Genomic DNA, 24,821 nt, shown 5'->3' on the forward strand with positions numbered 1-24,821 from the left:
CCCTGATGACGAGGACCTTCCGTGAGCACGTCGACCAGGCCAGCACACGGCACATGGAGGCGATCATGAACGACCGAGCACCCAGCGCAGCCCTCCCACCTGTGGTCGACAGAACGACCTGGCAGGAAGCGCGGGAAGCACTGTTCGCACGGGAGAAGGCACACACCCACGAAGGGGACGCGATCGCGGCGGCGCGGCGTCGGCTGCCGATGGTGGAGGTCGACGCCACCATCGAGGTCATCGGCCCGCAGGGACCGATCACGATCCTCGAGGTCTTCGAGGGCCGCAAGCAGCTCATCGCGTACTTCCACGCCTGGTGGCCCGGCCGGCCGGCCGCGGAGCAGTGCGAGGGCTGCACGTTCTTCAACTGCCAGGTCCGCGAGCTGTCCTACATCCACTCCCGCGACGCCACGTACGCCACGCTCTGCAAGGGCCCGTACGAGGAGAGCATCCGCTACCGGGACTTCATGGGCCTGGACATGCCGTGGTACTCGGTCGAGCAGACGGCGGCGCAACTGCTGGAGGGTCGCGACTGGCAGAGCCACCACCTCGTTTTCTACGTCCGCGACGGCGAGCGGGTGTTCGAGACCTACTACACCGGCGGTCGCGGCGTCGAGATCATGGCTCCCACCCACGGACTGCTGGACATGACCGTCTACGGACGCCAGGAGACCTGGGAGGACTCCCCCGACGGCTGGCCCCAGCCCTGGAGTGAAGAACACGGCCGGCACCACTGGCGTACGAACGGTCGCCCCATCGCCCAGTGGTCCCGGATCGAAGCCGGCCGTTCCGACGAGCTGACCTGAACGTCCGGAGCACCCAGCTGTCCCGGCCCGTCATCCGAGGAGCTCGTCGTCATGCGCGTCAGCATCAGCCTCAACAACTACTCCTGGCCCGGCGAGCCCGGGAACCCGCACACCCACGGACGCCGGCTGGCCGAGATCGCGACCGCCGCGGACCAGGTGGGCATCGACACGGTGTGGGTGCCCGACCACCTCCTGCAGGCCGATCCGACCGTCGGGGCCGACGACCACGACATGCTCGAGGCCTACACGACACTGGGCTACCTGGCCGCCGTCACCGACCGGGTCCGGTTGGGCACAGCCGTCAGCGCCATCACGTTCCGCGAACCCGCGCTCCTGATCAAGGCTGTGGACACCGTGAACGCGCTGTCCGGCGGCCGGGCCTGGCTGGGGATCGGTGCCGGGTACCACGCCGAGGAGGCCGACGCGATGGGCCTGCCCCTCCCGCCCGCAGCCGAGCGCTTCGAGCGCCTCGAGGAGACCGTGCAGATCGCCGCCCGCATGTGGGCAGGCGATGCCGCGCCGTTCGAGGGCACCCACTACCGGCTCGCCCGACCGGTCGGGCGGCCCGCCCCGCTGCGCCGACCACCGATCATGATCGGTGGCACGGGCGAGCGCCGCACGCTGCGGTTGGTCGCACGCTACGCCGACGCCTGCAACGTCTTCGACATCCCCGACGGCGGCACCACCGTCCGGCACAACCTCGACGTCCTCGCCCGGCACTGCGCCGACGTCGGCAGACCCTACGACGACATCGAGAAGACGATGGGCACCCGGCTGTCCGACCGCGAGACCGCCCACGACCTCACCGCACGAGCCCGCGAGGCCGCGGCGCTCGGTATCGAGCACCTCGTGTTCGTCAGCTCGGCGCCCTGGACACCCGCCCGCCTCGCCCCGCTCGCCGCCGCCGTCCCCGCCATCACCGAGATCGAACGCACCGCTGGATGCGGCACACCACGACGGAGCACAGTGTGAGCGACCCGGTCGTGGTGATCGGCAACGGGCCGGTCGGGCAGACCACAGCGCTGCTGCTGGCTCGCTGGGGTCTGCCCGTACTCGTGCTCGACCAGCGCCCCGGCCGCGACCCCGTCGGATCACGCGCGATCTGCCAGCAACGTGATGTGCTCGACATCTGGGCGTCGGTCGGTGCCGGCGAGCGCATCGCCGCGGAGGGCCTCACCTGGGCGACGGCCCGCACGTTCCACCGCGGGACCGAGCTGTTCGCCACGACGCCGGCGGACCCGCCCGGCTCGCGGTTCCCGCCGTTCGTCAACCTGTCGCAGTCGCGCACCGAGCAGATCCTCGACGAGTGCATCGCGAGCCAGCCGTTGATCGACGTCCGCTGGCGGCACCAGGTCGACGACCTCACGCAGGACGCGGACGCGGTGCGGATCACCTGCGCGGGAGGCGCCACCATCCGCACGCCCTACGTCGTGGTCTGCGCCGGCCCGAGCTGCACCGACCTGCGCAACCAGCTCGGCGTCACGTTCGAGGGCTGCTCCTTCGACGATCGCTTCCTCACCTGCGACGTCCACGCCGACCTCGGACGGGCGGCGGAACGGCACTTCCACTTCGACCCCGTCTGGAACCCCGGCCGGCAGGTACTGATCCATCCCTGCCCCGGATCGAGCTACCGCATCGACTGGCAGGTCCCGCCCGACTTCGACCTCGCCACCGAGATCGCGACGGGTGGCCTCGACCGGCGGATCCGGCACGTCATCGGCGATGTCGACCACCAGGTCGGGTGGACGACGGTTTATCGGTTCCACTCACGGTGTGTGAACCGGATGCGCGTCGGGCGGGTCCTGATCGCCGGGGACGCCGCCCACCTGATGTCCCCGTTCGGGGCCCGCGGGCTGAACTCGGGAGTGGCCGACGCGGAGAACGCCGCGTGGAAGATCGCGTTCGTCTCCCGCGGATGGGCGCCGGACACGCTGCTGGAGACCTATCACCACGAACGGCACGCCGCAGCCAGGGAGAACCTCGCGGTGACCACGGCCACGATGAACTTCCTGGTGCCCCCCGACGCGACGCGGGCCGCGCACCGCCGTGACGTCCTGGCGCGGGCCGCGACCGACCCCGCCGCCCACCACCTGGTCGACTCGGGCCGGCTCGCCGAGCCCTTCTGGTACATCGACTCCCCGCTGACGACCGCGTCGCCGGCGCGGCCGTTCTCCGGGCGACCCGAGCGGGGCAGATCCCCCGCCCCGGCGCCGGGTGTGCTGGTGCCAGACGTGTGCGTCGCCGACGGGACGTCCGGTGTCCGGAGGCTTCGCGAGGTTGCCCGCGAGGGTGTGCTCGTGCTGACCGAGGCGGATACCGCGGCCGCGCGCGTCGCCGCCGCCTCGGTACCGGCCCCGGTGGCTGTGCTGGAATTCCGGAACACCGGCGAGCTCGCGAAGGCACTGGATGTTCGACCGGGCGAGACCTGGGTCCTGCGGCCCGATGCCCACATCGCCGCCGCGCTCGACCGACCCTCTCCCGAGGCCGTCGTGCGGGCGTTGCGCCGGGCGACAGCGCACATCTGAACTGCATCGCGCCTGTCCCGCGAGGGTGTCGATCCGGCGGCGCCCACGGTGGCGTCGCACGCGGTCCATTTTGCAGCGCGCACGGGGTTCGCTCGGTTCTCACACCCGGGCGCGACATCGTCCACCCGGCCGGATCCTGACCAGTCGGCCGATGCTCCGCGAGCCGCGCTCCCCGGACAATGCCGGATCAGCCCGCGAATGTAGGTCTTGCACGCTGAGGAGTCGCACTGTGACATCGATCGAGCTTCCGCACGGAGTCGTGAGCTTCCGGGTCGCCGGCCCCGCCGACACGGCCGCACCGCCGGTTCTCTTCGTCCACCCGTTCTTGATCGACGGGACGCTCTGGTCTGGTGTTGCCGACCTGCTGGCGACGCAGGGCATCCGCTCCTACGCGCCGGACTGGCCGCTGGGCGCCCACCGCACCCCCGTGAGGCCCGGAACAGATCAGTCACCACGCGGAGTCGCCAGGCAGATCCTCCGGTTCATCGAGGCGCTCGATCTACGCGACGTCACGCTCGTCGGTGGCGACACCGGTGGCGCGCTGTGCCAGTTCCTGCTCGACACGGACCCGAGTCGGATCGGGCGGGTCGTCCTCACCAATTGCGACGCGTTCGACGTGTTCCCGCCGTTCCCGTTCAACGTCATGTTCTTCCTGCTCAAGGGCGAGACCAGGATGAAAATCAACATGCAGCCGATGCGATGGCGCGCCTTCCGGCACTCACCGTTGGGACTGGGATTGCTCGCCAACGAGCTCGACCCCGCACAGACGAGGTCCTGGATCGAGCCGAGCCTCACGGACGGTGCGATCCGTAAGGACGCCGTCGAGTTCCTCAAGGCCGCCGAGCCCAAGGATCTGCTCGACGTCTCGACCAGGCTCAGCCGGTTCACCGGCCCGGTCACCATTGTGTGGGGCACCGCCGACCGCGCCTTCACACCGAAGCTCGGCCGTCGGCTGCAGCACGCATTCCGCAACGCCCGCTTCGTGGAGGTCCCGGAGGCCAGGACGCTCGTCCCGCTCGACGCTCCACAGCAACTCGCCGACGCCATCGCCGCCAGCACGGCGCCGCAGCCCCGACCGGGCGCGTCAGCCCCTTGAGGAGCGTGCACTGCTCGGCGTGGCGGGTGCCGCGGTGTCGAGCCGTGGAACCTGCGGACCGGACAGCCGGTGTGGAGCACGAGCACCGACGACTAACGGCGGCCCAGGTCTTCGAGAGCCGCCGGCCGGTCGCCGCCTCCAACACGAGACTGGTGTGGCCTCCGGCGACCACAGCCCGCCCACGGGGACGGCTCCGGGTCAGGCGTTGTAGCCGCCGTGGGCGTCCAGCACCGCACCCGTGACGTACGAGGCGGCAGGGCTCGCCAGGAAGGCGATCGCGGCGGCGATCTCGCGCGGATGGCCCTTGCGCTGCAGCGACAGCGTGCTGAGCAGCGCCTCGAGAACCTCGGGCTCGGTTTCCATCCCGCCCTCCATCAGCCCGGCTTGCACCACGTTGGCCGTGATGCCCCGGGATCCGAGGTCGCGAGCGGCGCCCATGGTGTACCGCTCGACCCCGGACTTGGACGCCGCGTAGTCGGCGACACCGGGGGTGCCGACCCGGGTGCCGAATCCCGTTCTCACCGTGATGATGCGGCCGTTCGCGCGCAGTACCCGGGAGGCGGCCCGGATGATCGCGATCACGCCGCGGTAGTTCGTGGCGTGCATGCGGTCCATCGCGGCGGTGTCGGCTTCCGGGTCGTCCACCGTGCCCGCCGCACTGGTCGGACCGGAAGGCCGCGACCTTCGCGCCCGTGCCGCGAACCTCGTCGACGACGGCCTGCGCCTTCGCCTCCGAGCTGACGTAGGTGAACCCGACGTCGGCGCCCTGCTCGGCCAGGAGCCGGACGGTGGCGGCGCCCAGCCCGCGGGACCCTCCGGTGACCAGGGCGACCTTGCCGGTGAGCGGCTCGTCCTTCCAGCCGTTCGGTCGGGGACCGAGGCAGGCCCCCGACCGAACCGCTGCCGCCACCACCGGTACCGGCCGGCGATGTCCCGTCGTCGGCGTCAGAGGCGCGTGGCGGCGGCGGGCCCGGCGCTGCTGATGATCGGGGTCAGGAAGCGTTGCCGGACAGGTGCGCGACGATGCCGTGGAGATCGTCGATGAAGTTCTGCTTGTCGACGGTGTGGCCGGCCCCGTGCTCGCGGCCCTCGTGCGGGATGCCCGCCTTGTCGAGCTGAGCGCGGAACGCCCGCTGGTTGGGGAGCACCTCGATCTCGTTGACGTCGGCGATGAGACGGCTCGGGTCGGTGTCCTTGAAGGGGCCGGCGCCGGCGGACAGGAAGATCCGCTTGCCGCGGAAGCTGTCGATGTGCTCGGCCGGGTTCTCCTTGCTGACCTTCCCCTCGTCCCACGGCACGCCGAAGGCGGTGCCGCCCATCAGTTCGACGACGGCCGAGGACGCGTTGGCCCAATGGCCGACCACGCCGAAATCGTGGCGCAGGTCCGCCGGGCCGGAGTGCGAGCTCACCGAGTCGAACAGGTCGGGGTGAGCGGCCATGTACTTCAACGCGCCGAATCCGCCCATCGAGAAGCCCGAGACCGCGCGACCTTCGGCATTGCCGATGGTCGAGAAGTTGGCATCGACCCAGGGGATCAGCTGGTCGATGTGGAAGGTCTCCCAGTTGCGCTTGCCGGCGTTGCTGGTCTTGGCGTCGGTGTACCAGCCGGCCATACCGCCGTCCGGCATCACGACGATGACATCCATGCCGACCGTCCCCTGACGAATGCCGTAGTCGTCGAACGCCATGAAGTCCTGGCCGGGGCCACCACCGTGCAGCAGGTAGAGAACCGGGTAACTGTGTCCCGGGTCGTAGCCGTCCGGGAGCAGGACGTTGACCCTGGGGTTGAAGCCGCCGATCTCGGGGGTGGAGAACTCGTAGAACTTCATACGCGGGTCGTGCTCGTCACGCTTCACGACCTCCAGCCCGGCGGCACCTTCGACCGCGCCGGCAGGTGGCGCCGTCGTGACGAGGCCGCCCGCGCTCACAGCCAGGACCGCTACGGCTGTGGCGACGGTCTTCAGCACGCCCCTTCGAGTGGGACGGAACTTGCTCACTTGTCCTCCTGGTCGCATAGTGGTCGGACAGTCGGCGCACCGTGGAATGCGTCCGTGCTGTCGGCCCGGCGACCGTAGGAAATGCCGATCAGGTCCTGATGAAATCGTGGTGGAACACGACCGCGACGCACCGAGGCCGGCCCGTGGCTCAGCGGGCGGTGATCACCTGTTCGGCGCCGGGGCCTCCACCGGGCCAGATCTCGAGCGGACCGACGCGTGCGCCGGCTCCGGTCGTGCCCGCCGCCGTGGTCGCGACCAGCGTGCGCACCAGGCCGAACTGCTCGGCCGCCAGGGCGTGTTGCCCCGCTGCGAGGTGGCATCCGCCCAGCCTGTTGCGCAGCTCCAGCTCCAGGTGGACGGAGGTCTGGTCCGAGATCATGGAGAGGGCGCGGTGGTGGAGCTCGAATGCCGCGTCGAGATTCCCCAGCGCCTGCTCCGCGGCACCCAACCTGGACAGAGCACTCGCCTGGAGCGTGACGTCCGCGACCCGCTCGGCGAGCTCGATGGCCTGGCGCAGATCCGTCGCGGCCTCGACGGGCCTGCCGAGATCCAGCTTGACGCTCCCCGAGTAGTACAGCGTTCTCCCGGCCGTGGCCTGACTACCGATCTTCCCGCCCAGCAGGCGCGACCGTTCCAGGCACTCGAGCGCCTCCTCGTACCGCCCCTCCCGGCCGTGGACGAACGCGAGGCAGGACATCGTCCATTCGGCGAGCCAGTCGTCCCCGATCTCGTCGACCAGCGTGTTCACCTCGGTGAGGGCCGCCAGCGGATCGGGGCTGATGCCGGCCATCACCTCGACGAGCGCGAGGCCCCCCAACGCCCTGACCTCTTCACGCCGGTCGCGCAAGTGCCGGCTGATCCGGAGAGCCTCGGTGAACGCGGCATGCGCCTGCTCGACGTTGCCCTGCATACCGCGGGAGAACCCGAGCCAGAACCGCAGCGCGGAGATCATGCGCCGGTCGTCGACCTCGTCGACCCGGGACAACGCGGTCTCGAGCGCCGCCCAGCACTCGTGGAATCGGGCCCTGCGGACCAGGTGGTCGGTCACCGCCTCGGCGATCCAGCAGGCGTGGTCGACCTCCCCGACGGCCACGGCATACCCGACGACATCGGCGAGGTCTCCGGCCGCGTCCAGCCAAGCCGCCGCGTCCTCCCAGCCGCGAAACGGTACGTCGGCCGGCTCCGGTCCGGTCGGGAAGCTCGCGACACCCCCGTCGTTCGCGCACCGTCCGGCAGCCACGTAGAGCCGGAGCACCCCCACCCGAGCGGTTTTGCGGTCCTCAGCGGGTTCCGCCGCGGCCAGCTGCCGCGCGTACGCCGCGACCAGGTCGTGCGGCCGGTACCGACCGGGTCCCACCTGCTGCAACAAACTCGCGTCCACCAGGCTCTCCAGGACGCGTTCGGCCTCCCCCGGCGGGCAACCGAGCATCGCGGCCAATGCGAGCCGGTCCAGCACCGGCACCGGTGCCAGACCCAGCACACGGAACGCGCGCTGTTCGGCACACTGGAGCTGGTCGTAGGAGAGCCGGAACGCCGCCTCGACGCTGCGGTCGTCCGCGGCGAGCTCCCCGAGCCGGGTCTCGTCGTCGGCCAACCGCGAGACCAGGTCCTCGATCGTCCACATCGGACGTGTCTGCAACCGTGCACCCGCAATGCGCAGCGCCAGCGGCAGCCGCCCGCACAACCGGGCCAGATCGCGCACCGCAGCTCGTTCGCGACCCGCTCGCGGCGCGCCCACGATGCGGCCCAGCAACCGCTGCGCGGCGTCGAGGTCGAGCGGCCCCAAGGAGACCCTCCGGATCGCGTCCAGCCCGACCAGCCGTCGGCGACTGGTCACCACCACCACGCTGCCCGCACCCGACGGAAGCAGCGGTCGCACCTGCTGGGAACTGGACGCGTCATCGAGTACCAGCACCAGACGAAGCGACGCGGTCGCGGCCCGCCAGGTGGCGGCCAGTTCGTCGAGATCGTCCGGGATGTCGTTGTCGTCGACGCCGACCGTTCGCAGCAGCCGACGGAGGACGCGCTGCTGCAGCAGCGGGGCCACCCGCCCGCTGTGCCCGTGCAGATCCACGAACAGGCAATCGTCCGGGCTTCGCTCTCGTAGCGCCCGTGCCGCGTTCACCGCCAGCGCCGTCTTGCCGGCACCCGCCACCCCGTCCACAGCCACGACCGTCACGGCCCTGGCGACAACCGGCGCGGTGAGCAGCTCGAGCTCCCGGTCCCTGCCGATCAACGAACCGACACCGGCGGGCAGCTCGTTGCGTGCCCGGCGGGTCGGCACGACCGGCGCAGCCGCGACAGCCCGGGGCGGCGCGGGCGGCTCCTGCCGGGAAGCGATTCCGAGGTACCCGTCGTCCCGGCGGAGCACCGCCTGGTGCGCGCGTTGCACCTCGTCGCCGGGCTCCACCCCCAGGTTCTCGACGAGCCGGGCACGCAGATCGGGAAGCACCTTCAACGCGTCGGCCTGCCGGCCGCTGCCGTAGAGGGCACGCACCAGCAACGCGGCCATCGACTCGCTGAGGGGGTACGCCACCGACCACATCGACAGCTCGTCGATCGCCTCGTCGTAGCGGCCCAACCCGATCTGCGCGTCCAGCTTGTCCTGCACGAACGCGATCCGCCGCTCCTGCAGCCGACGTCGCTCCCCTTCGGCGAACGGACCCGGCACGCCGGCCAGCGGCTCACCCCGGAGCAGCGCCAATGCCCGGGAACGGGCATCCACCACGCCCGCCAGATCGCCGGCAGTTCGCGCGTCGCTCGCCTCGCCGGCGATCTCCTCCTGCTCGACGATGTCGAGCTGGGCACAGCTGCTGGCGAATCGGTAGCCGCCGCGGGAGCTGGCGATCACAGATTTCGCATCCACTCCCGCGGACTGCAGGATCCTGCGCAGGCGGAAGATGTAGCCCGGCACGTTCTTGACGCCCGTGCTCGGCTGATCCAGGCCCCATACGCGGTTCAGCAGCTCCCGCTGGCTCAGCGTCACATCCGGGCGCAGCACGAGGGCCGCCAACACGGCCTGTTGCAGGACCGGCCCCACATCCAGTTGCACCGCACCCGCCGCCACCTCCACCGGGCCGAGTACCGAGACCCTGAGTTGCGGCGGCGGGACCGTCTGAGTCCGCTGGGTGAGCACGGCATCCCCGGGCATGCCGCACATCAGACCGTCCGGGTGACGCTCGAGACAAACCCGGTGACCGAGAGACAGCAACACCTGTGATCAGCATCATGGTCCGACGCGAAGCGGAGTCAGATCGTTCACCGAAGATTGTTGTGCCGGACCCGCTCGGCGCCACCGCCGCCTGCGCCGGATCAGAGGCACGTCGAGCTACCGTGCGCCGCGCTCGGTACCGCGTCAGCCGCGCAGCCGGCGGCCGACCGCGGGGATCACGATCGCCGCGGCGACCAGGTGCGTCACCATCAGCAGCACCTTCGTGGCGATGGCGGCGTCGACGAGCAGGTCCGGCACCAGGGAGAGCACGGTGAGCGCCACGGCGGTGCGGATCCACGCGGTGCGCGGGCTGTGGGCGAACCGGCGCAGTGCCAGGGCGATGAGCAGCCCGACGACAGAGAAGATCACCGTCAGCGTCGCGAACCCGGGCACCGGGATCGGGGCACCGGAGATGGCGAGGCTGATCCCGACCGCCTGACCGACGGCGGCGACCGCCACGGTGGCCGCCGCGGCGACCACGGTGGCCACGGACCCGCCCCGCAGGAGCGATCCGATCGACGGAGCGGCGGTCGTGGCGGCGGGGGCGGCGGTGCAGGTGACGGACATGGTGACCTCCGGTGGTGGCCGACCGGCCCGTTGCCGGTCTCCCAGCAGAACAGACCCGCGACACGGCCGGAACTCATCGGAGATCCGGCTGCGGCGAGGATGCTGGTCCCCCATGAGCGACGATCGCTGGGCAGAGCTCGCCGACCGGTTCGTGGACGGCACGTACGCCACCGTGAAGGGGCGGGTCCGGACCCGCGTCCTGCACCACCACCTGATCGACCACCTCCCGCCGCCACCGGCAGCCGTCCTGGACGTCGGTGGCGGGGCCGGCCACCAGTCGTTCCCGCTGGCCCGAGCGGGCTACGAGGTGACGCTCCTGGATCCCTCGCCGGCGATGCTGGGCAAGGCGGAGCAACGGCGGGCGGCGGAAGCTCCGGAGGTGCGCGCACGCGTCCGGCTGGTGCAGGCCCGCGGCGAGGACGCTGTGCAGGCGACCGGGGGTCAGCGCTTCGCGGGGGTGCTCTGCCACGGCGTCCTGATGTACGTCGAGCAGCCGGGGCCGCTGGTCGCGTCCCTGTCGGCGTGCGCGGAGGCCGGCGGCGTGGTGTCGGTGATGGCGCTCAACGCCGCGACGCTGGCGGTCCGGCCCGCGCTCGAGCGTCGCTGGGACGACGCCCTGGCCGCCTTCGACGCCCGTGGCGAACGCGGGGTGCTCGGCGTCGACACCCGGGCCGACACCGTCGAGGAGCTGTCCGAACTGCTCCGGACCCACGAGGTGGATCCGGTGGGCTGGTACGGCGTGTGGCTGTTCACCGACTGGATGGACCTCACCGACGCGGGCCCCGAGGAGCTCTCGAACGTGGAGGCCGTCGAGTTGCGGGCCAGCCGTCAGGATCCCTACCGCCGGTTCAGCCGGGTCTTCCACCTCGTCGGCCGTCGCCGGTCGACCGGGTAGACGACGTCGCCGCGCAGCGATGAATCGTCGCGTTCCCACGCGTCCCACCCACCGGATGCTGTGACGCCGAGCGGAGGAGGAACCGTGGAAGATGTCTGGTCACTGGTGCACGCGGAACGAGCAGCCCTCATCGGCGACCTCGAGAACCTCGACGATCATCGGTGGGAGACGCCGTCGCTCTGCCGGGGGTGGACCGTGCACGACGTGGTCGCGCACCTCGTGGACACGGCGCGGACCACGCGCGTCGGCTTCCTGGTCGGTCTCGCCCGGGCGGGGTTCGACTTCCACCGTCTGAACGCCCGTGGGGTGGAGCGCGAGCGCCGCGCCTCGCCCCGGGACACGTTGGAGCGGCTCCGCCAGGTCTCGTCGCGCACGTCGACCCCTCCGGCGCCCCTCGACAGCCGCCTCGTCGAGGAGATCGTCCACGGCGAGGACGTCCGTCGACCCTTGGGGATCACCCGCTGCTACCCGCAGGAGGCCGTCGTCCGGTCGCTCCGCCTCCAGGTCCGCACGCCGGCGTCCTTCGGTGGCGCCAGGGAGCTCGTGGCGCGGGTCCGGCTGACGGCCACGGACGCCGACGTGTCGATCGGGGACGGACCGGACGTGAGAGGTACCGCCCTCGCCCTGCTCCTGGCCGTCTCCGGGCGCCGGGTAGGGCTGGACGACCTCGATGGGCCGGGGATCGACGCGCTGACGCCTGCCACCTGACCCAGGTGGTGCACGTCTCACACGTTCCGGTTGCGGGAGCCGGGCCCGTCCACGTTCCAGGACAGGATCCGCCGGGGCCGGATCCGCAGGGCCTCGCTGGTGAAACCGTCGAACAGGGGCTGGTCCACGGAGACCAGCTCCGCGTGTCCCCGGATCTCCAGCCCCCGCCCGCGCTGCCCATCGGGACCCACCGCCTCGTCCTGGATATCGTCGATCACGATCGATACCCGGGGGTCGGCAGCGACGTTGCGAGCCTTCGCCGACGACCCCAGGGCGGGCCCTCCGACCTGGACCACGCCCGTGTCCGCATCAACCCAGCAGGCCACGGCATGGTTCATCGGCGCACCGGCCGGCCCGATGGTCGCCAGCCGGCCCAGCAGGTGGCCGGTCAGGTACCGCTTCTCGTTCTCGCTGAAGATCATGACGCCGATCCTCACAGTTGAAGGCCGCTTCAGGTCAAGCCGTCGAGGTGGCGCCCGAGCTCGGCGGCGGCGTGCAGCATCGCGCGGGCGCGGTCGTGCAGGCGGGCGCGCCGGTCGACGAGTGCGGACGCCACCGAGGCGGACGAGTTGGCGTTCCGCAGTTCGTCGAGCAACGGCACGATCTGCGCGAGGAGGTACCCGCTGCGGCGCAGCTGCGCGACGATGTGCGCATCGCGGACGTCGTCGGGGCCGTAGACGCGGTACCCGGTGGCGGGATCGCGATCCGGTCGCAGGAGGCCGGCCCGCTCCCACCGCCGCAGCGTGGCCGGTCGGAGCTCCAGCCGGTGGGCGACCGCCGCGATCGTGCTGGAGCGCTGGTCGCGCCGGTCGGAACCGGTCAGCGCGGTGAGCGCCTGTTCGATCGCGTCCAGGGCCTGGCGGTCCGCGAGCAGCTCGGCGTGGCTGCGGTCGACGACGACGAGCGCCTCGTCGGCGCGCCCGTCGTTCACCAGAGCCATGATCGACCGCGCCACGGCGTGGCCGTGCGCGGGCACCAGGGCGAGGAACGTCCGCAACGCGGAGGCGTGCTCGGCGGTGTAGTTGCGGTATCCCGAACGCGTGCGCTCGGCGGCAGGCAGGACACCGGCGGCCTCGTAGTTGCGGATCGCCTGCCCCGACAACCCGTAGGGCCGAGCGAGGTCCACGGGTCTCATCGGCGCTCCGGTTCGAGGTCGGTTGTTCCCGGCATTCTCGACGCGAGCCGAGCTTCCCCTGCCCCGGGTCGACACGCGCTAACGTCGTCCGGCATGGCGGAAGTCCTGCTGTTCCACCACGCCCTCGGTCTCACGCCCGGCTGCCTGTCGTTCGCCGAGGAACTGCGCGCCGCAGGCCACGTCCTGCACGTCCCGGACCTCTACGGGGGCAGGACCTTCACCGAGCTCGCCGACGGTGTCGCCCATGCCGAGCAGCTCGGCTTCGGCACCCTCGTCGAGCGGGGGCGGGCGTGCGCGGACGGGCTCGCCGAGGAGATCGTCTACGCCGGCTTCTCGCTCGGCGTGGTGCCCGCGCAGGCGCTGGCCCAGACGCGTTCCGGCACGCGGGGAGCCCTGCTGATGCACGGCTGCGTCCCGCCGTCGGAGTTCGGAGCGCCATGGCCTGCGGGCCTGCCGCTGCAGATGCACACCATGGCCGACGACGAGCTGGGAGACGTGGACCTCGCCCGTCAGCTCGTGGAGACGATCCCTACGGCGGAGCTGTTCCTCTATCCCGGTGATCGGCACCTGTTCACCGACAGCAGCCTGCCCGACCACGACGCCGACGCCGCGGCGCTGCTGACGCGGCGCGTGCTCCGGTTCCTCGACGCGACCGATCGCTGACGGCCGGTTCCCGCTGCGGCGACGTGCGCATCGGGCCACCATGGCGGGGACCAGCACGATCCGGGAGAGGAGTGGGACCAGGTGGGCAGACCGACCATGACAATGGCCGCAACGGTGCTCGACGCGCCGGACCCCCGCGCCCTCGCGCGGTTCTACCACCAGCTCCTGGGCTGGCCCGTGGTCGACGACGATCCCGCCTGGGTGACCCTGCGGCCACCCGGCGGCGGGCCCGGGCTGTCGTTCCAGCTCGAGGAGCTCTACGAGCGGCCCGCGTGGCCCGCCGAACGCGAACGCCAGCAGATGATGCTGCACCTGGACATCGAGGTCGAGGACCTCGATGCCGCCGTCGCCCACGCGCTGGCCGCGGGAGCGTCGCTCGCCGAGTTCCAGCCGCAGGAGCATGTGCGCGTCGTCCTGGACCCGGTCGGGCACCCCTTCTGCTTCTTCGTGAACGACTGACGGGCCCGGGTGGGGCATGATCCTGGGGGTGAGTGTGAGTGCGCACCCCGCCGCCCCTGTTCCCGACCGGCTCTTCGACGACGAACGCGAGCAGCGCTGGCGCGCCCGGTTCACCGCGCCGCGGATGTCCCGGCCGGGGTGGGCACGCGACGTGCCCGATCGGTGCGTCTACACCTCGAACGCCAGCGGCACCACGGAGGTGTACGTCTGGGACCGCGCCACCGACCAGCACCGGAAGGTCACCGACCGCCGCAGCGGCACGCACATCGCCACCTTGCCGCCCGACGGCGGCTCGGTCTGGTGGTTCGCCGACAGCGACGGCGACGAGTTCGGGCACTGGGTACGCGAGCCGTTCGCCGGCCTGCCCGACCGCAGCGAGCCGGCGCCCGCCCTCCCCGGCGTCGAGGACGGCTACCCGGCCGGGCTGGAGATCGGACGCGCGACGGTCGCCGCCGGCACGTCGACCGACGACGGCACGAAGATCTGGCTGCGCCGCGGCGACGGCCCGGCCGAGATCGTCTACCAGCACGCCGAGGATGCCGGTGTCGGCGCGCTGTCGGAGGACGAGACGCTGCTCGCGATCAGCCACTCCGAGCACGGCGACTCCCGCCACCCGGCGGTGCGCGTCGTGCGCGTGTCCGACGGCCGGCTCGTCGCCGAGAAGTCGGACGGGCCGGGCAGGGGCCTCACGCCGCTGGAGTTCGCACCGGTCCGCGGGGACGGGCGGCTGCTGTTGCTGCACGAGCGCCACGGGCGCGAGGAGCTGCTGGTCTGGGACGTCCTGAGCGACACCGAACGGGAGGTGGCGCTCGACCTGCCCGGCGAGGTCGTCGCCGACTTCCACCCCGACGGGCGGCACCTGCTCGTCTGGCACACCGCCGCCGCCCGCACCCGGTTGTACCGGTACGACCTGCAGACCGGCGCGCTCACCGAGCTGCCCGTGGCGCCCGGCTGCGTGGGCTCGGCGCAGGTGCGTCCGGACGGCACCGTCGAGTACACGTGCTCGTCGGCCGCCGAGCCGTCGAGCGTCCGGGCGTTGCACCCCGACGGCACCGACCGCGTGCTGGTCGCGCCGCTGGGCGAGCGCGCGCCGGGCTCGGTGGCCGTGGATGACCTGTGGGTGGACGGCCCCGCCGGGCCGGTGCACGCCCTCGTCGCGCGGCCGGCGGGCGTCGAGGGCCGGCCCCCGGCGGTGTTCGCCCTGCACGGCGGCCCGCATGCCGCGGACGAGGACCGGTTCAGCGCCGGACGGGCGGCGTGGGTCGAGGCCGGGTTCGTCGTGGTCGAGATCAACTACCGCGGGTCCACGGGCTACGGCTCCACCTGGCGCGACGCGATCGAGGGCCGGCCGGGGCTCACCGAGCTCGAGGACGTGGCCGCAGTGCACGACCGCTGCGTCGCCGACGGCCTGGTCGACCCGCAGCGCTGCGTGGTCGAGGGCTGGTCCTGGGGCGGCTACCTCGCGCTGCTGGCCGTCGGCACGCAGCCCCGGCGGTGGGCCGCGGCGCTGGCCGGGGTGCCGGTGGCCGACTACCTCGCGGCCTACGAGGACGAGATGGAGCAGCTTCGCGCGTTCGACCGAGCGCTGTTCGGAGGTTCCCCCACCGAGCGGCCGGAGGTCTACCGGGAGGCGTCCCCGCTCACCTACGTCGACCGCGTTCGGGCGCCGGTGCTGCTGCTGGCGGGCGAGAACGACCCGCGCTGCCCGATCCGGCAGATCGACAACTACCTGGAGGCGCTCGCCGCACGTGGCGACGTGCCCTACGAGGTGAGCCGGTTCGACGCGGGCCACGGCTCGCTCGTGGTGGAGGAGACGCTGCGCCACGTCGCCACGGAGATCGGCTTCGCGCGTCGCGCCACGACCTGAAGGTCGTAGCTACCCGTCACCCGCTGGTAGCGGATCGGAAACCTGCCCCGGGGATGCTGGCGCAGGTGGCACTGTGGCGGATGCACGTGGAGTTGGAAGACCGGCCCGGACGGCTCGGCGGCCTGGCGTCCGCGGTGGGGGCGGCCGGCTGCAACATCCTCTCCCTGCACGTCGTCGGCGAGCCGGGCGACAACGGCGCGGTCACCGACGAGCTCCTGGTGCAGGTGCCGGAGCACGTCGAGCCGACGGTCCTGGTCGATGCCGTCGACTCCGCCGGTATCCCGTGCACGCTGCTCGTGCGCGCCGACGCCACCGAGCTCTCCGATCCCGCCACCACGGCGCTGGCGCTGGCGCGCATGGTGGCCGCCGACCCCGGCAGCGCGCCGAGCGCGGTCGCCACAATGCTGCGGGCGCGCCTCGTCGACCCCGCCGCGGCTGCCACCGGCGAGGTGCACACCCTGCGCGGCGGCACCCAGCAGATCCACGTCGGGCGCCCGTGGCCGTTCACCGCCACCGAGCTCTCCCGCGCGGCCGCGCTGCTCGAGCTCGCCACGCAGCTCGCGATGCGCACGCCGGCGCCTGCGGCCTCCGGCGACCGCACGCTGGTCCTGCGCGACGGCTCGGAGGTGCGCCTGCGGACCGCGGGCCCGGCCGACGGGCCGCTCGTGGCCGCGCTGCACGCCCGCTGCTCCCCGGCGTCCCGGCGCGCCCGCTACCTGAACCCGGCGCCGCGACTGCGACCCGACGAGCAGGCCGCCCTGCTCGGCTCGGGTCTGCTCGCCCTCACGACCGACGGCGGCAGCGCCGTCGGGATCGCCAACCTCGAGCCCGACCTGCGCGCCCGCCCGGTCTCGGCACGGGCGTCGGTGCTGGTCGAGGACGCCTGGCAGGGTCGCGGCCTCGGCACCGCCCTGCTGCGCCGGATCGCCGACCTGGCGGCCGAGCAGGGCGTCGGCGAGCTGACCGGTACCGCGCGGCCCGACGACGTCGGCATCACGCGGTTGCTGCGCCGCGCCGGACTGCGCCCGGAAGCCGGGATCTCCGGCACCGAGGTGCGGCTGCGGGCGGCCCTACCGGCGCCCGTCGGCTGACGCACCGCGGCCCCGGGACCGTGGGTCCCGGGGCCGCGTGCGAGAGAAGACGCTCAGAGCTCGATGCGCTCGCCCGTGTCGCCCGCGAACATGTGCAGACGGCCTTCACGCGGCAGGAAGTGCATGATCGAACCCTTGTCGGGCGGGGTGCGACCGTCGACGCGCGCGATCACCGGGCGCCGCTCGCCGCCGACCTCGGTGGTGCCGTAGACGTAGGCGTCCGCGCCGAGCTCCTCGACGACGTCGACCTCCGTGGGCAGCCCGCGGCCGGCGTCGACCAGCTGCATGTCCTCCGGACGAACACCGACGGTGACCGACCGGGTGGCACCGACGGCATCGGCGGCCTGGCGCGGGATGTTCACGTCGGCGCCGCCGAAGTGCAGCGTGTCGCCGTCGACCTCGACCGGGAGCAGGTTCATCGCGGGCGAGCCGATGAACCCGGCGACGAAGACGTTGGCGGGCTTGTCGTACATCGCCCGCGGGGTGTCGACCTGCTGGAGGAGACCGTCCTTGAGCACCGCCACGCGGTCGCCCATCGTCATGGCCTCGACCTGGTCGTGGGTGACGTAGACGGTGGTGATGCCCAGCCGGCGCTGCAGCGAGGCGATCTGCGTGCGGGTGGAGACGCGCAGCTTGGCGTCCAGGTTGGACAGCGGCTCGTCCATGCAGAACACCTGCGGCTGGCGCACGATCGCGCGGCCCATGGCGACGCGCTGGCGCTGGCCACCGGAGAGCGCCTTCGGGCGGCGCTCGAGGTAGTCCTCGAGGTCGAGGATCTTCGCCGCTTCCTGCACCCGCTGCTGGATCTCCGACTTCGGCTTGCCCGCGATCTTGAGTGCGAAGCCCATGTTCTCGGCGACGGTCATGTGCGGGTACAGCGCGTAGTTCTGGAAGACCATCGCGATGTCGCGGTCCTTCGGGGGGACCCGGGTGACGTCACGGCCGCCGATGTAGATGGAGCCTTGGTCGATGTCCTCGAGACCGGCGAGCATCCGCAGCGAGGTGGACTTCCCGCACCCGGAGGGGCCTACCAGGACGAGGAACTCCCCGTCGGCCACCTCGAGGTCGAGCGAGTCGACCGCGGGCTTGGTGGAGCCGGGGTAGATCCGGCTCGCCTTTTCGTAAGTCACAGCAGCCATGCTGTGCTCCTTCCACCGGCAGGAACGTGCCGGACGATCCGAGTGAGAGGGAGTAAAGCGCTTGCAGCCTGCCATGGCGCAGTGCTGTTCGGCCAGACCCACCACGAACAGTGCGTGAGCAACTACCGTAAGTTGGAGTTACGGGATCGTTACAGATCGGAGTTGCCGAGGCCGCTGCGGCAACGCTTCCATGACGCGAGTCTCTGGAGCGGGTGGTCCGCGCGCTCCGGCACGTCGACGCGGAGGGGCGCCATGCCTGCCCGGAAGTCCGGATCGCCCCTGCGGAGGCCGTCACGGGGCACGAGCGCGCTCGGCGCGGCCCTCAGCCTCGGCCTCGTCCTCGCCGGATGCGGAGGCAGCAACGTCGCCGCCGGCACCGACGGCGCGGACGCACCGAGCGAGGACTGCGCCGCCTTCACCCAGTACGGCGACCTCTCCGGAACCCGGGTCACGATCTACACCTCGATCGTGGCCCCCGAGGACCAGCCGCACATCGACTCGTACCGGCAGTTCGAGCAGTGCACCGGCACCCAGATCGTGTACGAGGGGTCGAAGGAGTTCGAGGCCCAGCTGCCGGTACGCGTCCAGGCCGGGGCTCCGCCGGACCTCGCCTACATCCCCCAGCCCGGCCTGCTCACCACGCTGGTCAGCCAGAACCCGGGTGCCGTGCGGCCCGCCCCGCAGGCGGTGGCCGCCAACGTCGACCAGCACTACTCGGAGACCTTCAAGTCCGCGGGCAGCGTCGACGGCACGCTCTACGGAGCCCCGCTCGGCTCGAACGTCAAGTCCTACGTCTGGTACTCGCCCCAGGCGTTCGCGGCGAAGGGCTACGCCGTGCCCACCACCTGGGACGAGATGATCGCGCTGTCCGACCGGATCGTCGCGGAGGACGGAAAGCCGTGGTGTGCCGGCATCGGCTCCGGGGACGCCACCGGCTGGCCGCTCACCGACTGGCTCGAGGACGTGGTGCTGCGCGAGAGCGGCGCCGAGGTCTACGACCAGTGGGTGTCGCACGCCATCCCGTTCAACGACCCGCGGATCGAGGCCGCGCTCGACCGGGTCGGCTCGATCCTGAAGAACCCCGACTTCGTCAACGGCGGTCTCGGCGACGTCTCCTCGATCGCCACCACGACCTTCCAGGACGGCGGCCAGCCGATCCTCGACGAGACCTGCTACATGCACCGCCAGGCCAACTTCTACGCGGCCAACTTCCCCGAGGACACCGACATCTCCGAGAACGGTCAGGTCTTCGCGTTCGAGCTGCCGCCGATCGACCCGGCCGCGCCGCAGACGATCCTCGTCGGCTCGGAGTTCGTGGTCGCGTTCTCCGACCGGCCCGAGGTGCAGGCGTTCCAGGCCTACCTCTCCTCCCCGGAATGGGCCAACGCGAAGGCGCTGGCCGGCGGCGAGCTCGGGCAGAGCGGCTGGATCAGTGCCAACGCCGGCCTCGACCCCGCCAACCTGTCCAACCCGATCGACCGCAAGTCGGCCGAGATCCTGCTGGACGAGAGCAACACGTTCCGGTTCGACGGGTCCGACCTGATGCCGGCGGCCGTGGGCTCCGCGACGTTCTGGCGGGCCATGACGGACTGGATCACCGGTCAGAGCACCCAGGAGTCGCTGGAGTTCATCGAGCAGTCCTGGCCCGCGTCGTCGTAGTGGCGTGACCCCGCTCGACAAGCTCCTCCAACTGCTCGTCGCGGTGGCCGTCTTCGCGGCCGTGATGGGCGTGGTCCTGCTCGTCGCGGGCCGCGCCCGCGGCCGGCGCACCGACCTGGTGTCCGGCCTCGCGTTCACCGCTCCCGCCGTCCTGCTGCTCCTGGTCGGCCTGCTCTACCCGGCGGGACGCACCGCCGTGCAGTCCGTGCTCGACGCGCGCAGCGCGGGCTTCGTCGGCCTCGACAACTACATCCGGATCTTCACCCAGCCCGACCTGGTGGTCGTGCTGCGCAACACCCTGCTCTGGGTGGTGATCACCCCGGTCCTCGCCACGGCGATCGGCCTGGTCTACGCGGTGCTGGTGGACCGCACGCGGTTCGAGTCGCTCGCGAAGGCGCTGATCTTCCTGCCGATGGCGATCTCCTTCGTCGGCGCGGCCATCATCTGGAAGTTCGTCTACGCCTACCGGCCGGACCAGCAGGACATCCAGCAGATCGGCCTGGCGAACCAGGCGCTCGTGTGGCTGGGCCTGGAACCGATCGACTTCATGCTGCAGCGGCCGTGGAACAACCTGCTGCTGATCGTCGTGATGATCTGGGTCCAGGCCGGCTTCGCGATGACGGTGCTGTCTGCCGCGATCAAGGCCATCCCCGGCGACATCATCGAGGCCGCCCGGCTCGACGGCGTCGGCGGCGTGCGGCTGTTCGTCCACATCACGCTGCCGAGCATCCGGCCCGCCGTCGTCGTCGTGGTCACCGCGATCAGCATCGCGGTGCTGAAGGTCTTCGACATCGTCCGCACGATGACCGGCGGCCAGTTCGGCACCAGCGTCGTGGCCAACGAGTTCTACCTGCAGAGCTTCCGGCTCTCGGAGCTGGGAATGGGCTCGGCGCTGGCCATGGTGCTCTTCTTCCTCGTGGTGCCGATCGTGATCTACAACGTGCGGCAGATGCGGAGGGCGGACGCGCGATGACCGTCGTCGACAGCGCACCCGGGCCGCCGACGCCCGGCCTCGCCGGCCCGCCGTCCACCCGCTCGGCCGCGGCGCGGAAGGGCCTCAGCTCACCGTGGGCGTCGATCGCCGCCCTCGTCATCGCCGTGCTCTGGACGCTCCCGACCTTCGGGCTGTTCCTGTCGTCGTTCCGCCCGGAGCGCGACGTGCGGCGCACCGGCTGGTGGACGTTCTTCGCGAACCCGGACCTGACGTTCGACAACTACGCCGACGTGCTGCTGGGCGGCAGCCAGCCACTCGGTGGCTTCTTCGTCAACTCGATCCTGATCACGATCCCGTCGGTGGCGATCCCGATCATCCTGGCCACGATGGCGGCGTACGGCTTCGCGTGGATCCGGTTCCCGCTGCGCGACACGCTGTTCGTGGCGATCTTCGCGCTGCAGATCGTGCCGCTGCAGGTCGCGCTGCTGCCGCTGCTGGAGATCTTCGTCGGCACCGGGCTGAACGGCACCTTCTGGACCGTCTGGATCGCGCACTCGACGTTCGCGCTGCCGCTGGCGATCTTCCTGCTGCACAATTCGATGCGCGAGATCCCGTCGGAGCTCGTGGAGGCCGCGCGGGTGGACGGCGCCGGCCACGTCCGGATCTTCACCACCATCATGCTGCCCCTGATGAAGCCCGCCATCGCGGCGTTCGCGGTGTTCCAGTTCCTGTGGGTGTGGAACGACCTGCTCGTCGCACTGGTCTTCGCCGGGGGGACGCTCGACGTCGCCCCGTTGACCGTCCGCCTCGCCAACCTCGCGGGCAGCCGCGGCTCCGACTGGCACCTGCTCGCGCCCGGCGCATTCGTCGCGATCATCGTCCCGCTGGTCGTCTTCCTCGCCCTGCAGCGCTACTTCGTGCGCGGCCTGCTCGCCGGCAGCGTCAAGGGCTGAGCCGTGCCGTGAGCACGATCGAGGGCCGAGGTCCTGCGACTACCACGGTTACCGTCGACGACAATCTGCGTGAAGAAGGGCTCACCAGAGCCGCCCGGCTCGGGAACCGCGGGACGCCGAGCCACCGCCGAGGCCGAGGCGCAGTACGCGCAGGCGCCGGTCTGGAAGGGCGAGCTCTACCTCGAGCTGCACCGGGGGACGCTCACCAGCCAGGCCGAGGTGAAGCGGGGCAACCGGACCTGCGAGCGGCTGTTCCACGAGGCGGAGGCCTGGGCCGCGGCCGCCGCGGCGCGCGGGCTCGCCGACTACCCCTACGACGAGCTCGACGCGCAGTGGCGCATGCTCCTGCTCCACCAGTTCCACGACCTGCTCCCCGGCACCGGCATCGCCTGGGTGCACCAGGAGACCCGGGAGAAGCACCGGGAGATCGCCGCCGCGCTCGAGACGATCATCACCCGGTCCCTGGCCGCCCTCGCCGGCCGCGGGGACACCGAGCTCGTCGCCAACGCCTCGCCCTTCGCCCGCCGCGACGTGGCGGCCTACGCCCTCGCCCCGGTCGACGCCCCCGGCCGCGCCGAGGAGCCGAGCCGGGTGGAGCGCCGCGACGACGGCGGGTGGGAGCTGTCGAACGCCCACCTGCGGGTGCGACTCGCGCCCGACGGCACGATCGTCTCCGCGGTCGTCGGCGGCCGGGAGTGCATCCCACCCGGCGCTCGCGGCAACCTCCTGCAGTTGCACCCCGACTTCCCCGTGGAGTGGGACGCCTGGGACGTCGACGAGTACTACCGCAACACGGTGCGCGACATCGACGCCGTCGACCGCATCGAGCCGGTCACGCTCGACGACGGCCGGCCCGGCGTCCGCGTCTTCCGGTCCTTCGGGCACGGCTCGTCGGCGGTGCAGCAGGTGTCCCTCGCCGCGGACACGGCGCGGGTCGACCTGGTCACCGAGGTCGACTGGCACGAGCAGGAGCACATCCTCAAGGTCGCCTTCCCCGTCGACGTCCACACCGACACGGCCGCCTACGAGACGCAGTTCGGCCACCTGGTGCGTCCCACGCACGAGAACACCAGCTGGGAGGCCGCCCGCTTCGAGGTCGTGGCCCACCGCTGGGTGCACGTGGGCGAGCCCGACTTCGGCGCCGCGGTGGTCAACGACGCCACCTACGGCCACGACGTCACGCGGCACCCGCACCCCGACGGGGGCACCTTCACGACGGTGCGGCTGTCGCTGCTGCGCGGCCCGGTGTTCCCCGACCCCGAGACCGACCAGGGACGCCACACCACCCGGTACTCCCTCGTGCCCGGCGCCGCCGTCTCCGACGCGGTCCGCGAGGGGTACGCCCTCGGGACCCCCGAACGCCGGGTCACCGGCGCCGGCGCGGTCCGCCCGCTCGCCGCGGTCGAGGGGCCGGTGGTGCTGGAGACGGTGAAGCCGGCCGACGACCGGTCCGGCGACCTCGTCCTGCGCCTCTACGAGCCGCTCGGGGTCCGGGCCCGCGCCGCCGTGCGGCTGGACGTCCCGGTGACCGGTGTCCGGGAGGTGGACCTGCTCGAGGACGACCGGCAGGGCAGCGCCCTGGACACCGTGGACGGTCAGGCGATCTCGCTGCGGCTGCGCCCGTTCGAGATCGTCACGTTGCGGATGAGCGCCCGGTGACCGGCGCCGACGCCCGTGCGGGAGTCCTCCCCCGCCCGTCCTGGTCGCCGCGGGTCTCGGCGAGCGGAGCGGTCGAACTGGCCGACACCTACGACCTCGCGGCGGCGACCCTGGCCGCCAACATCGTGCCCGGCCGGGACGCGACGGACCCGCCGCAGTACGTGCGCGCCGGGGCCGGCTACCCCGACCCGTGGACCCGGGACGCCGCGCTCAACGCCTGGGACGCGGTGTCGCTGCTGGCACCCGACGTCGCGGCCGCCACCCTGCGGATGGTGTGCGAGGACGGCCCCGCCGGCCGGCTCGTCGCCCAGGACGCGCAGTGGTGGGACCAGATCGTGTGGGTCGTGGCGGCCGAGCGCCACGTCCGGGCGACCGGGGACCGGGAGTTCCTGCGGGAGGCCTACGGGATCGGCATCCGCACCCTGGCGGTCCTCGACGCCACCCGCTTCGACGCGACCTCCGAGCTCTACCGCGGGCCGGCCCTGATGCAGGACGGCATCTCCGGCTTCCCCGCACCACCTGCGCGGGTCCCCGAGGGGTCGTCGTTCGTGCTGGACCATCCCGGGACCGACATCATCGCCTGCCTGTCCACCAACGCGGTCTACGTCGGCGCCCTGCGGGCACTGGCCGCGATGGCCGGGGCGCTGGGCGAGCCCGAGGCCCCGCGCTTCGACGAGCGCGCCGGCGCGCTCGCCACCGCGATCGACACCGGGCTCCGGGACGACGCGCGCGGCGCCTACGGCTATCTCCGCCACTCCGACGGCACCCTGGACCACTCCGAGGAGGCCGCCGGTGTGGGCCTGCTCGCGGCGTTCGGAGTGGTTCCGCCCGCTCGTGCCGCCGCGCTGCTCCGCGGGTTGCACCGTGAACCGTGGGGGCACGTCAACGTCTGGCCGTCCTTCCCGCGCTACGACGAGCGGCGGCCGGGCCGGCACAACGTGATGTGCTGGCCGATGGTGATGGGCCTGGTCGGGCTCGGCGCCCTCGAGCCGGCACCCGAGGTCGCCCGCCAGGTGCTGGACGACCTGGCTGCCCTCACCGTCCGCGGGGACCGGCGCTTCTGGGAGATCCACGACGCCCGCACCGGCGCGCCCTCCGGCGGATGGCAGGTGGATCACGAGTGGCCCCCGCTGGTCGACCAGACGTGGTCGGCGACCGCCTACCTCCGGCTCGTCCACCGCGGGGTACTGGGCCTCGACCCCGCGATCGACGGGCTCCGCATCGCCGACACCGTCCTGCCCGGACTCGGTCGCGTGACCGCCGACGGCGTGCCCTGGCGGGGCGCGACGCTCGACGTGGTCGTGGACGGCGAGGGGCCGCTCGCGCAGGTGCGGCTGGACGGCGACGACGTGACCGGGGACCGCCACCACGTCCCGGCGGACCTGTCCGGACACCACGTCCTGACGATCTCGCGCAGCTAGAACGCACGACGGCCCCCGGGGCGAACCCGGGGGCCG

Annotated in this window: 22 protein-coding genes and 1 pseudogene; 15 read left to right on the plus strand and 8 right to left on the minus strand. The window is 72.0% G+C overall.

The window, feature by feature from the left end:
* Positions 1 to 5: 5 nt before the first annotated feature.
* From CFP66_RS09950 to CFP66_RS09965, 4 genes are all read left to right on the plus strand, one after another.
* The gene (locus CFP66_RS09950; protein ID WP_233159288.1) at positions 6 to 806 is read left to right on the plus strand and encodes a DUF899 family protein; all 801 of its coding nucleotides are present in this window, start codon (positions 6 to 8) and stop codon (positions 804 to 806) included.
* 51 nt (positions 807 to 857) lie between these two features.
* Positions 858 to 1,778 carry a TIGR03560 family F420-dependent LLM class oxidoreductase gene (locus CFP66_RS09955; protein WP_094922482.1) on the plus strand — a complete coding sequence of 307 codons (921 nt, stop codon included), beginning with the start codon at positions 858 to 860 and terminating at the stop codon, positions 1,776 to 1,778.
* On the plus strand, positions 1,748 to 3,331 hold the full coding sequence (locus CFP66_RS09960; RefSeq protein ID WP_094922484.1) for an FAD-dependent monooxygenase: 1,584 nt from the start codon (positions 1,748 to 1,750) through the stop codon (positions 3,329 to 3,331). The genes CFP66_RS09955 and CFP66_RS09960 overlap by 31 nt, the downstream gene beginning before the upstream one ends.
* 229 nt (positions 3,332 to 3,560) lie before the next feature.
* Entirely contained in the window at positions 3,561 to 4,427 is an 867-nt protein-coding gene (locus CFP66_RS09965; RefSeq protein WP_094922485.1) for an alpha/beta fold hydrolase, read from the plus strand.
* A 198-nt stretch (positions 4,428 to 4,625) separates the two neighbouring features.
* On the opposite strand, the gene CFP66_RS49895 is transcribed toward CFP66_RS09965, so the two are convergent.
* From CFP66_RS49895 to CFP66_RS09985, 5 genes and pseudogenes are all read right to left on the minus strand, one after another.
* Entirely contained in the window at positions 4,626 to 5,072 is a 447-nt protein-coding gene (locus tag CFP66_RS49895) for an SDR family NAD(P)-dependent oxidoreductase (protein WP_304528762.1), read from the minus strand.
* Between the two features lie 76 nt (positions 5,073 to 5,148).
* A pseudogene (locus tag CFP66_RS49900) lies at positions 5,149 to 5,340 on the minus strand (SDR family NAD(P)-dependent oxidoreductase); the annotation flags it as partial.
* Positions 5,341 to 5,419: 79 nt separating this feature from the next.
* Positions 5,420 to 6,424 (minus strand): alpha/beta hydrolase family protein, encoded by a 1,005-nt coding sequence (locus CFP66_RS09975; protein ID WP_304528763.1) that lies wholly within the window; start codon positions 6,422 to 6,424, stop codon positions 5,420 to 5,422.
* 148 nt (positions 6,425 to 6,572) lie between these two features.
* The gene (locus CFP66_RS09980) at positions 6,573 to 9,638 is read right to left on the minus strand and encodes a BTAD domain-containing putative transcriptional regulator (RefSeq protein WP_143517198.1); all 3,066 of its coding nucleotides are present in this window, start codon (positions 9,636 to 9,638) and stop codon (positions 6,573 to 6,575) included.
* Between the two features lie 141 nt (positions 9,639 to 9,779).
* A complete protein-coding gene (locus CFP66_RS09985) occupies positions 9,780 to 10,202 on the minus strand; it encodes a DUF6069 family protein (protein ID WP_094922490.1) in 423 nt (140 codons plus the stop codon).
* 112 nt (positions 10,203 to 10,314) lie between these two features.
* On the opposite strand from CFP66_RS09985, the gene CFP66_RS09990 reads away from it, so the two are divergent.
* Positions 10,315 to 11,097 carry a methyltransferase gene (locus tag CFP66_RS09990; protein WP_094922492.1) on the plus strand — a complete coding sequence of 261 codons (783 nt, stop codon included), beginning with the start codon at positions 10,315 to 10,317 and terminating at the stop codon, positions 11,095 to 11,097.
* 84 nt (positions 11,098 to 11,181) lie between these two features.
* Positions 11,182 to 11,805: a maleylpyruvate isomerase family mycothiol-dependent enzyme gene (locus CFP66_RS09995; protein WP_094922493.1), complete on the plus strand. Its 624-nt coding sequence runs from the start codon at positions 11,182 to 11,184 to the stop codon at positions 11,803 to 11,805.
* 17 nt (positions 11,806 to 11,822) lie between these two features.
* Here the strand turns inward: CFP66_RS09995 and CFP66_RS10000 are convergent, their stop codons facing one another.
* Positions 11,823 to 12,227, minus strand: coding sequence for a PPOX class F420-dependent oxidoreductase (locus CFP66_RS10000; protein ID WP_094922495.1), 405 nt, complete (start codon positions 12,225 to 12,227; stop codon positions 11,823 to 11,825).
* Positions 12,228 to 12,256: 29 nt separating this feature from the next.
* Complete coding sequence (locus tag CFP66_RS10005) at positions 12,257 to 12,940, minus strand: MerR family transcriptional regulator (protein WP_094922497.1); 684 nt, start codon at positions 12,938 to 12,940, stop codon at positions 12,257 to 12,259.
* 93 nt (positions 12,941 to 13,033) lie between these two features.
* On the opposite strand from CFP66_RS10005, the gene CFP66_RS10010 reads away from it, so the two are divergent.
* The 4 genes from CFP66_RS10010 (at position 13,034) to CFP66_RS10025 (ending at position 17,020) form a co-directional block, all read left to right on the plus strand.
* Complete coding sequence (locus CFP66_RS10010; protein ID WP_094922498.1) at positions 13,034 to 13,603, plus strand: dienelactone hydrolase family protein; 570 nt, start codon at positions 13,034 to 13,036, stop codon at positions 13,601 to 13,603.
* An 81-nt stretch (positions 13,604 to 13,684) separates the two neighbouring features.
* Positions 13,685 to 14,062, plus strand: coding sequence for a VOC family protein (locus CFP66_RS10015; protein ID WP_369805003.1), 378 nt, complete (start codon positions 13,685 to 13,687; stop codon positions 14,060 to 14,062).
* Between the two features lie 34 nt (positions 14,063 to 14,096).
* A complete protein-coding gene (locus CFP66_RS10020) occupies positions 14,097 to 15,929 on the plus strand; it encodes a prolyl oligopeptidase family serine peptidase (protein ID WP_369805024.1) in 1,833 nt (610 codons plus the stop codon).
* Between the two features lie 65 nt (positions 15,930 to 15,994).
* Positions 15,995 to 17,020 (plus strand): GNAT family N-acetyltransferase, encoded by a 1,026-nt coding sequence (locus CFP66_RS10025; RefSeq protein ID WP_143517199.1) that lies wholly within the window; start codon positions 15,995 to 15,997, stop codon positions 17,018 to 17,020.
* A 53-nt stretch (positions 17,021 to 17,073) separates the two neighbouring features.
* Here the strand turns inward: CFP66_RS10025 and CFP66_RS10030 are convergent, their stop codons facing one another.
* A complete protein-coding gene (locus CFP66_RS10030) occupies positions 17,074 to 18,159 on the minus strand; it encodes an ABC transporter ATP-binding protein (RefSeq protein ID WP_094922505.1) in 1,086 nt (361 codons plus the stop codon).
* A 252-nt stretch (positions 18,160 to 18,411) separates the two neighbouring features.
* Between CFP66_RS10030 and CFP66_RS10035 the strand changes: the two genes are divergently transcribed.
* The 5 genes from CFP66_RS10035 to CFP66_RS47860 all read left to right on the plus strand — a co-directional run bounded on the left by CFP66_RS10035 (position 18,412) and on the right by CFP66_RS47860 (position 24,785).
* Entirely contained in the window at positions 18,412 to 19,818 is a 1,407-nt protein-coding gene (locus CFP66_RS10035; RefSeq protein WP_094922506.1) for an ABC transporter substrate-binding protein, read from the plus strand.
* Between the two features lie 4 nt (positions 19,819 to 19,822).
* Positions 19,823 to 20,791: a carbohydrate ABC transporter permease gene (locus CFP66_RS10040; RefSeq protein WP_198961358.1), complete on the plus strand. Its 969-nt coding sequence runs from the start codon at positions 19,823 to 19,825 to the stop codon at positions 20,789 to 20,791.
* The gene (locus CFP66_RS10045; RefSeq protein ID WP_094922508.1) at positions 20,788 to 21,705 is read left to right on the plus strand and encodes a carbohydrate ABC transporter permease; all 918 of its coding nucleotides are present in this window, start codon (positions 20,788 to 20,790) and stop codon (positions 21,703 to 21,705) included. Before CFP66_RS10040 ends, CFP66_RS10045 begins: the two co-directional genes overlap by 4 nt.
* Positions 21,706 to 21,774: 69 nt before the next feature.
* Positions 21,775 to 23,364, plus strand: a complete 1,590-nt coding sequence (locus tag CFP66_RS10050) for a glycoside hydrolase family 38 C-terminal domain-containing protein (RefSeq protein WP_094922509.1) — start codon at positions 21,775 to 21,777, stop codon at positions 23,362 to 23,364.
* Positions 23,361 to 24,785 (plus strand): hypothetical protein, encoded by a 1,425-nt coding sequence (locus tag CFP66_RS47860; protein WP_094922511.1) that lies wholly within the window; start codon positions 23,361 to 23,363, stop codon positions 24,783 to 24,785. Before CFP66_RS10050 ends, CFP66_RS47860 begins: the two co-directional genes overlap by 4 nt.
* Positions 24,786 to 24,821 lie beyond the last annotated feature (36 nt).

The organism is Pseudonocardia sp. MH-G8, assembly GCF_002262885.1.
GTDB lineage: Bacteria > Actinomycetota > Actinomycetes > Mycobacteriales > Pseudonocardiaceae > Pseudonocardia.